Here is a 9,256-nt window from a genome sequence, read left to right as displayed (position 1 = left end):
GGCTCCGCGAGCCCCCGGAAACCCGTAAACCGGCCCAGCGCGTCGAACAGCGCCTCGCCCGACAGGGTCATCGCCAGGCGCGCCGCCGGGCCATCGGCCTGGACGCGCTGGCCGTCGAAGCGGCTTTGCCGCGCGAGCGCGCGAAGAACCGGAAAACGTCCGTCACCGTCGGGCTGCAATTCGAACAGCTCGGACAACGACCGCCCTTCCCACTCGCGCGGTACGGGCGGCGCGCCGGACGCTGCACGCAAGGCAACCATGCGCAACTGCTGGTCGCATTCCCAGGTCCAGCCGTGCGGCACGATAGCGCCGTCGGCGATCACGGGCACCTGTGGCTGGACGAGCGGGCGCGTGCGCCAGTCGCTGATCTCGAGGCTCGCGCCATCGGCGTCGGGCGTGATCCGGACCAGCGCGTGGATGTCGCTGTGGTCGTCGGCGGCATAGAGTGGCCGGCTGATGTCGCGATGCAACCGCTGCGCGAGCGCGACGAGCCGCGCGAGGTGCGGCAACGCCAGCGGCTTGCCCAGCCCAGCGCCGGCCCGTTGCTGCAGGCGCAGCAACGGCGCGTCGGCACTCACCAGCGCACCCGCTCCGTCGATCCGGCCGCGGACGATACGTTCGCTCATCGCGTACCCCGCCCCGGCACCGCGTGCCTCGCATGATCGCCGCCGCTTCCGTCGGCAACCGCGCGCGCCGGCAGCATCGCAAGCGACGCCTCGAGCGGCGCGAGCGCCGTGCGATCGAGGCGCAGCGGTGCGAGCAGCGACGGCAGTGCCGCACTTTCCGCGGTCAGCAGCGCCAGCGCCATATCCTCATAGCCCCGGCGGTGCGCGGCCGCGGCGAGCGCGATCAGGACCGGCCAGTTGTGCCGGGCGATCGCAGTGGCCGCGACCTCGGGCACCGTCTCGCCCAATATCCGGTAATAGGCGGCACCCGCTTCGGCGAGGCCCGCCTCTCCGGCCTGTCGCTCGACCGCCGCGCGCACCGCCTCGCCAAGCCGCGCGGCGCGCCCCTGGTCCTTGCTCACCTCGGTCAGTCGCCACGCGGCGACGTCGAGCAGCAACGCGCGAAATATCTCGCCGTCGAGATCCGCCACCGCGAGGCCGGGATTGCCCAGCGCATCGAAGCGGCGGCGATCGGCGATCTGGAGCGCCAGATAGGCGCCGTCGACGTCGGACAGGGGGTCGCCAACCGCCGGTGCGTCGACGATCGTCTCGTCGGGCTCGGCAAGAATCGGCAGCGCGCTCCGCTGCGCCGATTGCTCGCGCCAGCGATGTTCTTCGGCACGCGCGAAGCAAAGCCCGGCGAGCCGCTCGGCGCCCGGCAGGCCGCCGCGCAGCCATTCGCTCCACAAACCGGCAGGATCGATTCCGCCATCGAGTCGTTCGGCGACGTCGGCGACCAGCCGGCGTGCGATTCCCAGCGACAGCGCGCGCTGCTCCTCGGTCAGCCGGTCTGCAGCGGGTGCCGCCAGATACTCCGCCAGTTCGCGCAGGCGCGCCGACAGCGTCGGCGACGGCGGGTCGATGCCGGGCGAGGAGAAAGATTCACTCATGCACCCTCGCCGATAGCAGCATGTCGTTAATAGGCGTTAAACCTTGAAGACGATTGTTTTATCGGCCTTCCGGACGGCGGGCGAGGCGCAGCCACAGCATAATCTGCAGCAACGCGAGCAAAGGCAGGATCGCGAACATCAGCGGCGCAAAGCCGAACAGCAACGCAGGCGCGAGCATGATCCACGCCTGGTCGGCGTCGGGAAGCAGCCAGTGAAACCGCCGCCGCTCGCCCGAATCCTCGTACAGCCACCGCGCCAGCAGGATTGCGACGGCGAGACATGGCGCGAGCGCAGCTTCCGAAAAGGGCGGCATCCGGTGCCCCGGTCCCGCCAGCGACAGGAGCCAGGGGAAAATCGCCAGCAGCACCCATGCGAAACTGCGGATGATCTCGCGCGTCCGATCCTGGGCTGCGCTTTCGGCGCGGAACGCCGACAGGAAACGCATCGCCGCAAGGCCAAGCCCGCCGAAGATCGCGACCAGCGCCCCCGCCGCCGCCAGTCCGCTCGCCGCAAGCAGTGCGACGATCACCCACAGCAAGGCAGTGACATAGGGCAGATAGCGCGCGGTCGTCGGCGATTTGACGAGCAAGGGGCCCGCGAGCCGGATGAGCGGCATCATGATTGCCGACCGGCCGAGCCCCATGCCGCCATATTCGACCTGCTGCAGGCTCGATTGCTCGATCAGCGCCGCGGTCGGTCGGTCGGCGACGATCGCGATCTCGCCCTGCTCGAACAGCGCCGGCTCGCAATAGAGCCGCCGCGCGCCCGATTGCACCGCGAGCCTCAAAAGCGTGAGCATCATGTCCCATTCGCCCGGCATCGCAGCGAGCTCGGCGACCATCGTGTCCGAAATGCAGGCGAGCCCGCCCCAGCGCCGCGTCGCGTCGATGCGTTCGAACCCCTGCGTCAGCATCGTGTCGCCGGTCACGAGGATCGCCGGCGACCCCGGCTTGGCAATCGCGGCATAATGCGTCCCGCCCGCACGAAGGCCATCGGCGACGAGGATGATGCGATCGTCGCCCTCGACGAGTTCCATCAGATCGGCGGCGGCGCGCACCGGCGTAACCCTCATGCCGCGGCGGCGAATATTGTCGCAGGTCGCGAGCAGGTCGGCAGGGACCGCGCCGACGGCTACGGCGACATGCGTTACCCCGACATCGGCGAGGCGCGCCGCCTGCCGCTCGATCAGCGTTTCGCCCGCGACGGTGACGAGCGCGCGGAGGCCGCCATCGGGCAGCATTTCGCTGGCGCCGATCAGCGCAATCAGGGTCATCGGCAGGTGCCAGACGGAAAAGCGGTCATCGCCCCGACCTTTAGGCGCGGAGGCCCGATTGGCAAGCCGCTTGTATCGCGCCATGACGCCACGGCGCGAACCTCCTTTCCGGTGTGGAAACACGCCCGGTTTCCGTCATGTTCAAGGGTCCAAAAAATCATGCGGAAACCGACCGAATCACTGGCTTTTGCATGGGCCATCGGCTAGTCTCGAAACTCCTCCCGAAAGAACGAAAAAAGGCCGGGTCTTGACCGAAGAAAATACGCCTGTTCCGCCGTCCGACGATGGCGTTTCGCCGATCAATATCGTCGACGAAATGAAGACCAGTTACCTCGATTACGCGATGAGCGTGATCGTCAGCCGTGCGCTGCCTGACGTGCGCGACGGGCTCAAGCCCGTGCATCGCCGGATTCTCTATGCGGCGCAGGAAGGCGGCTTCGTTCCCGGCCGTCCGTACAAGAAATCGGCGAAGATCGTCGGCGACGTGATGGGTAACTATCACCCGCACGGCGACAGCGCGATCTACGACGCGCTCGCGCGCATGACGCAGGACTGGTCGCTGCGCGTGCCGCTGATCGACGGTCAGGGCAATTTCGGTTCGATGGACCCCGATCCGCCGGCGTCGATGCGATACACCGAAGCGCGCCTCGCGAAGACCGCGATGGTGCTGCTGAACGACCTCGACAAGGATACCGTCGACTTCCAGCCGAACTATGACGCAAGCCGCGACGAGCCGACCGTCCTGCCGGCGCGCTTCCCGAACCTGCTCGTCAACGGCGCGGGCGGCATCGCGGTCGGTATGGCGACCAACATCCCGCCGCACAACCTCGGCGAGGTGATCGACGCGACGCTCGCAATGATCGACCGCCAGCTCGAAGGCGGCGAAGCGATCACGCTCGACGAATTGATGGCGATCATCCCCGGCCCCGACTTCCCCACCGGCGCGACGATGCTCGGCCAGGGCGGCGCGCGCCTTGCCTATGCGACGGGCCGCGGCTCGATCATGATGCGGTCGAACTATGTCATCGAGGAAGGCAGGAACGACCGTCAGTCGATCGTCCTCACCGCGATTCCGTTCCAGGTCGGCAAGTCGGGCCTCGTCGAGAAGATCGCCGAGGCTGCACGCGACAAGCGCATCGAGGGCGTCGCCGATATCCGCGACGAATCGAACCGTGAGGGCGTGCGCGTCGTCATCGAACTGAAGCGCGACGCGACCGCCGAAGTCGTGCTCAACCAGCTCTGGCGCCACACGCCGGCGCAGTCGAGCTTCCCCGCGAACATGCTCGCGATCCGTGGCGGTCGCCCCGAGATGCTCGGGCTGAAGGACATTCTTTCGGCCTTCATCGCTTTCCGCGAGGAAGTGATCACCCGCCGCTGCAAGTTCGAACTCGCGAAGGCGCGTGACCGCGCGCACATCTTGCTCGGCCTTGTCGTTGCGGTCAGCAACCTCGACGAAGTCGTCCGCATCATCCGCGGCTCGACCTCGCCCGCCGCCGCCCGCGAAGCGCTGCTTGCGCGCGAATGGCCGATCGGTGAAATCGCCCCCTATATTCGCCTCGTCGAAGCGATCGAGGGCGAGATGGAGGAGAGCGCCACCTATCGCCTCTCCGAAGTGCAGGTGAAGGCGATCCTCGACCTTCGCCTCCACCGCCTGACCGCGCTGGGCCGCGATGAAATCGGCAAGGAACTCGGTGAGTTGGCGGCCGAGATTGAGGAACTGCTTTCGATCCTCGCCGACCGCGTCAAACTCTATGGCGTGATGCGCGAGGAACTCGTAGCGGTGCGCGAGGAATTCGCGACCCCGCGCCGGACGCTCGTCGCCCCTGCCGCCGACGGGATCGACGACGAGGATCTGATCGAGCGCGAGGAGATGGTCGTTACCGTCACCCTCGACGGCTATATCAAGCGCACGCCGCTCGACACGTTCCGCGCCCAGCGCCGCGGCGGCAAGGGCCGCGCCGGCATGGCGACGAAGGACGAGGATGTCGTCACCGAGCTGTTCGTCACCTCGACGCACACGCCGGTGCTGTTCTTCTCGACCGCGGGCAAGGTCTATCGCATGAAGGTGTGGCGCCTGCCCGAGGGCGGGCCCGCGACGCGCGGCCGCCCGATGATCAATCTGCTGCCGCTCGCGCAGGGCGAAACCATCTCGACCGTGCTCCCGCTGCCCGAGGATGAGGGCGAATGGGGCAAGCTGCACGTCATGTTTGCAACCGCAAAGGGCAATGTGCGTCGTAACAGCATGGACGCCTTCACCAATGTGCCCTCGAACGGCAAGATCGCGATGAAGTTCGAGGGCGAGGACGAAGACGACCGGCTGATCGGCGTCGCGTTGCTCGACGAAAGCGACGATGTCCTGCTCGCCACCCGTCAGGGCAAGGCGATCCGCTTTGCCGGCGACGACGTCCGCGAGTTCCAGAGCCGCAATTCGACCGGTGTGCGCGGCATGCGCCTCGCCGACGGCGACGAAGTCATTTCGCTTTCGATCCTCCACAAGGTCGGCACGACCAGCGACGAGCGCGAAGCCTATCTGCGCGCCGCGCCGTGGAAGGACAATGAGAACGAACCGTCGCTTCCCGCCGATCGCATGGAAGAACTGGCAGCACGCGAGGAGTTCATCCTCACCGTCTGCGCCAACGGCTATGGCAAGCTCTCGTCCGCCTATGAATATCGCCGCACCGGCCGCGGCGGCCAGGGGATCACCAACATCGACAATATCGGCCGTAACGGCCCGGTCGTCGCCAGCTTCCCCGCCACCAAGGTGCATCAGCTGATGCTGGTCACCGACCAGGCCAAGCTGATCCGGATGGGCCTCGATTCGATGCGCGTCATCGGTCGCGGCTCGGCGGGTGTACGCCTGTTCGACGTCGCCAGGGACGAGCATGTCGTCTCGGCGGCGCTGATTGAGGAAAGCGACGAGGAAGAGGTCGAAGCCATCGAAAACGAGGCGTCGACGCCCGGAACCGAAATCCCGGCGGCGGAGACACCTTCCGAATGAGCGCGTCGACGGCCTTCAAGATACTGACCTTGCAGCAATGGGCCGATTTCGAACGCGAGCGCGTGTTCCGCGGCGCCCCGGTGGATATCGCCGACGGTTATATCCACCTGTCGACCGCCGAGCAGCTCGAAGGCACGCTGGCCAGGCATTTTGCCGGCCAGACCGCGCTGATGATTGCCGAGGTCGACCTCGTCTGCCTCGGCGACAGCGTCCGCTGGGAAGAAGCCCGCGGCGGCGAGTTGTTCCCGCACATCTATGCGGAACTGCCGATGCACGCGGTGGTAGGATTGCAGCGGCGGGACTAGCCGCTTTCCGGCTCGGCGGAGGCAGCTGGCGGCTGGGCCGGCATCTGCATCCGGTTGAGGAACGCCATCACGACCGCGCCGTCCTGATTCGTCACGGTCATCCGCATGGTGAGCACGCCGCGGTCGGGCTTGCTTCTGGAGCGCGCGATATCGACGATCTCGCGCGTGATACGCAACGTGTCGCCGGGCCGCACGGCCAGGCGCCACTGCAGGTCGTCGATCTGGAGGCCCAGAAGCGGAGTGTCCCCGAACGGCGCGGTTTCGACAAAATCGCGCATGACAACCGCGGCGACGTGCCAGCCGCTGGCGATGATACCGCCAAAACGACCGCCCGCGGCCGCTGCGGTATCGATGTGCATCGGCTGGGGATCATATTCGCGTGCGAAGCGAATGATATCCGCCTCGGTCATCTCGATCGGACCGCCATGCCATTGTTGGCCGACCTGCAGATCATCCAGAAAAACTGATTTTGGCACCCGGGTCTCCATCGGCCCCTCAGCGGCGCCGGGCTTTCCACGCGCGCACCGCCGCCATCGTCTTCTCGACATGCGCCTGCGGCTTGCTGTCGGTGTAGCTCAGCAGGATGGTGCCGTTCGGCGCGATGACGAAAGACGTCCGGTTGGACAGCGGCTTCCCGTCGGAGCCTTGCATCGTGGCGTCATATTTTGCCGCGACCTTGGCGGCCGGATCGGCTGCGACCGCGAATTTGTCGCGGCATTCCGATTTCGAAAATTCCTCGATGCGGTGGATATTGCCCGCGGTCACGCCGACGACGCGCGCACCAAGCCGGTTGAAGTCGTCATTCGCTTCGGCGAAAAGATGGGCTTCCATCGTGCAGCCGGCCGTGAAGGCGGCGGGGAAGAAATAGAGCACGACCGGTCCCTTTTTCAGCGTCTGTTTCAGCGACAGGACAAAGGGCTTGCCGCCCTGCGCGGCGTTGAGGGTAAAGTCGGGCGCCTTCGCGCCCTGCTGGAGCGCCGCGATCCCCTGTACCGGAATGGCCGTAAGCGACAGGCCAAGGCCAACCGACATCGCAATCTTCATCAGCATCTTCATCTGCGCTTCTCCACCTTGACGGAGCCGCGTCCCGCCCGGACGCCCCTTCCCTGTTCGTCGTCACCTAGCACAAAGTTGCAGCCGTTGATCGGGAAGATGAAAAATATGCGCACGCCTGCACCCTCGCCCGCTCGGTGAACGCGCGCCAATGCCGTGCGGCGGATAGCCGGCGTGACTTTGCTTGCGCGCGGCGCCATGATCACCGCAATGGCGAAGGACCCTTCCTGGCACGGCCGATTGCGCATCGAAGGTTATGTCGCATGGTGGTCCGGCTCGGTCGGCGACACCGTTTTGCATCGTCACTTCGCCGCCCAGGCCGTTTTTTCCGACACGCCGGTCGCCCTGCTCGATGGAAACGGCGCCCGCGTCGAAGGGCGGTGCCTGCTGATCGAACCCGATGCCCCGCACCGCCTGCTGCCGTCGGCTGCGGCCGAACTCTGCTATGTCGAGCCGACCGTCGCTTTCGGCCCGCCCGACACATTGCGCGCGCGGATTCCCGCAAACGCACGCATCGTCCCGGGCGGGCGCGAAAGCTGCTTTTGGGAAAGCTGGATGGTCCGCGCCGCACCGCCTGAAATGGATCGTCGTATCGAGACCGTTTTGAACGCGATCGACAAGCTGCTGCCCCTCGGCGCGGTTCGTCTCGCCGACGTCGGCTGGCACACGCCCTTGTCGACGGGCCGCCTCCGGCATCTCTTCTCGTCCGAAACGGGAATGCCCTTTCAGCGCTACATCCTGTGGCGGCGGATGCGCGTGGCTTTCGAACGGCTTCTCGGGGGAAGCGATATCACCGCCGCGGCGCACGACGCCGGCTTCGCCGATGCCGCCCATTTTGCCCGCACGATAAAGGCGACGTTCGGGATCCGGGCCGGCGATATTTTCCGGACCTCATAGCCCCATCGTTCAATCGCGAGCCTGCTTCGGGGTCTATTCGCGAATGCATGACCGATACGCACCATGACTTCGTCCCCGCCTTGGGAAAGGCCGGCAACATCGCTCGCTATGACGCCGTCCTCGCATTGATGACACGCGAGAAAAAATGGCGTGCCGACTTGGTGCGACTGATCGCCCCCCGCGACGGGGAAACAATCGTCGATATCGGATGCGGTACCGGCACGCTGGCCATCGCGCTCCATGCGAAAGCGCCCGGAGGCAACATATTCGGCGTCGATCCCGATCCCGCCATTCTCGAAATCGCGCGGCGAAAGGCCGAAAATTCCGGCGCGCGCGTGCAGTGGTTCGAAGCCATGGGCAGCGCCCTCGACGCGATCGCGCCGATCCAGAACTGCGACAAAATCGTGTCGAGCCTCGTCCTTCACCAATGTCCGATGGACGCAAAGGTAGCGATTGCGCGCCAGATGTGGCGGCTCCTGAAACCGGGCGGCGAACTCTTCGTTGCCGATTATGGCGAACAGCGATCGCGGCTGATGCGGATGCTCTTCCGTCAGGTGCAGATGATCGACGGCTTCGCGTTGACCGAACCGAATGCGCGCGGCTGCATCCCCGACATTCTCCGGAACGCGGGCTTTCGCGACGTCGAGGAGGTGCAGGTCATCGCAACCCCGACGGGATCGATTTCGCTCTACCGGGGGTATCGCGGACAGCCGGCAAGACCCGATTGACCTGCCGTCCCGATCAGCGCAGCATCGCGCCATGACGCTCACCATCTCCCCCAGCGGCCAGGCGTGCGGCGCGCGCGTGACCGGTGTCGACCTGACGCAGCCGCTCGCCCCCGAAACCGTCGCCGAGATCCGCGCGGCGTGGCTCGACCATCATGTCCTCGCCTTTCCCGATCAGAAGATGGACGCGGACGATCTCGAACGCTTCACCGGCTATTTCGGCGGCTTCGGCGACGATCCCTTCATCCGCCCGATCCCGGGCCGCGACCATATCATCGCGGTGAAACGCAAGGCCGACGAGACCGCCCCGCTGTTCGCCGAAAACTGGCACAGCGACTGGAGCTTTCAGGCCCGCCCGCCCGCGGGCACCTGCCTTTTCGGCATCACCATCCCGCCGGTCGGCGGCAACACCGAATTTTCGAACCAGCACGCCGCGCTCGACGCGATGCC

Annotated in this window: 9 protein-coding genes and 1 pseudogene; 5 read left to right on the top strand and 5 right to left on the bottom strand. The window is 66.3% G+C overall.

From position 1 onward, the window contains the following. The 3 genes and pseudogenes from VGD20_RS04650 to VGD20_RS04640 all read right to left on the bottom strand — a co-directional run. Positions 1–626 (bottom strand): annotated as a pseudogene (locus VGD20_RS04650) (sensor histidine kinase); the annotation flags it as partial. After that, positions 623–1,555: a hypothetical protein gene (locus tag VGD20_RS04645; RefSeq protein WP_331133329.1), complete on the bottom strand. Its 933-nt coding sequence runs from the start codon at positions 1,553–1,555 to the stop codon at positions 623–625. The pseudogene VGD20_RS04650 and the gene VGD20_RS04645, both read right to left, overlap by 4 nt. Before the next feature lie 58 nt (positions 1,556–1,613). After that, a complete protein-coding gene (locus tag VGD20_RS04640) occupies positions 1,614–2,828 on the bottom strand; it encodes a hypothetical protein (protein WP_331133328.1) in 1,215 nt (404 codons plus the stop codon). A gap of 316 nt (positions 2,829–3,144) precedes the next feature. On the opposite strand from VGD20_RS04640, the gene gyrA reads away from it, so the two are divergent. Further along, positions 3,145–5,826: a DNA gyrase subunit A gene (gyrA, locus tag VGD20_RS04635; RefSeq protein ID WP_414714541.1), complete on the top strand. Its 2,682-nt coding sequence runs from the start codon at positions 3,145–3,147 to the stop codon at positions 5,824–5,826. Next, a complete protein-coding gene (locus VGD20_RS04630) occupies positions 5,823–6,131 on the top strand; it encodes a DUF952 domain-containing protein (RefSeq protein ID WP_331133326.1) in 309 nt (102 codons plus the stop codon). Before gyrA ends, VGD20_RS04630 begins: the two co-directional genes overlap by 4 nt. On the opposite strand, the gene VGD20_RS04625 is transcribed toward VGD20_RS04630, so the two are convergent. Together VGD20_RS04625 and VGD20_RS04620 are read right to left on the bottom strand one after the other, a co-directional pair. Further along, entirely contained in the window at positions 6,128–6,619 is a 492-nt protein-coding gene (locus tag VGD20_RS04625) for a MaoC/PaaZ C-terminal domain-containing protein (RefSeq protein WP_331133325.1), read from the bottom strand. The genes VGD20_RS04630 and VGD20_RS04625 overlap by 4 nt on opposite strands. 7 nt (positions 6,620–6,626) lie before the next feature. After that, positions 6,627–7,187 carry a peroxiredoxin gene (locus VGD20_RS04620; RefSeq protein WP_331133324.1) on the bottom strand — a complete coding sequence of 187 codons (561 nt, stop codon included), beginning with the start codon at positions 7,185–7,187 and terminating at the stop codon, positions 6,627–6,629. Between the two features lie 171 nt (positions 7,188–7,358). Here VGD20_RS04620 and VGD20_RS04615 point away from each other — a divergent pair, with 171 nt between their 5' ends. From VGD20_RS04615 to VGD20_RS04605, 3 genes are all read left to right on the top strand, one after another. Next, complete coding sequence (locus tag VGD20_RS04615; RefSeq protein WP_331133323.1) at positions 7,359–8,081, top strand: helix-turn-helix transcriptional regulator; 723 nt, start codon at positions 7,359–7,361, stop codon at positions 8,079–8,081. A gap of 47 nt (positions 8,082–8,128) precedes the next feature. Further along, positions 8,129–8,809: a class I SAM-dependent methyltransferase gene (locus VGD20_RS04610; protein WP_331133322.1), complete on the top strand. Its 681-nt coding sequence runs from the start codon at positions 8,129–8,131 to the stop codon at positions 8,807–8,809. A gap of 31 nt (positions 8,810–8,840) precedes the next feature. Continuing rightward, a partial coding sequence (locus VGD20_RS04605) for a TauD/TfdA family dioxygenase (RefSeq protein WP_331133321.1) occupies positions 8,841–9,256 on the top strand: 416 nt, incomplete at its 3' end.

This window comes from Sphingopyxis sp., from assembly GCF_036402335.1.
GTDB lineage: Bacteria > Pseudomonadota > Alphaproteobacteria > Sphingomonadales > Sphingomonadaceae > Sphingopyxis.
This window is presented reverse-complemented; position numbering and strand designations above follow the sequence as displayed.

Excerpts from the sequence above, each read along its gene's own strand:
- VGD20_RS04625 (WP_331133325.1), bottom strand. The coding sequence starts at position 6,619 with ATGGAGACCCGGGTGCCAAAATCAGTTTTTCTGGATGATCTGCAGGTC.
- VGD20_RS04645 (WP_331133329.1), bottom strand. The coding sequence starts at position 1,555 with ATGAGTGAATCTTTCTCCTCGCCCGGCATCGACCCGCCGTCGCCGACG.
- VGD20_RS04620 (WP_331133324.1), bottom strand. The coding sequence starts at position 7,187 with ATGAAGATGCTGATGAAGATTGCGATGTCGGTTGGCCTTGGCCTGTCG.
- VGD20_RS04630 (WP_331133326.1), top strand. The coding sequence starts at position 5,823 with ATGAGCGCGTCGACGGCCTTCAAGATACTGACCTTGCAGCAATGGGCC.
- VGD20_RS04640 (WP_331133328.1), bottom strand. The coding sequence starts at position 2,828 with ATGACCCTGATTGCGCTGATCGGCGCCAGCGAAATGCTGCCCGATGGC.
- VGD20_RS04610 (WP_331133322.1), top strand. The coding sequence starts at position 8,129 with ATGACCGATACGCACCATGACTTCGTCCCCGCCTTGGGAAAGGCCGGC.
- gyrA (WP_414714541.1), top strand. The coding sequence starts at position 3,145 with ATGAAGACCAGTTACCTCGATTACGCGATGAGCGTGATCGTCAGCCGT.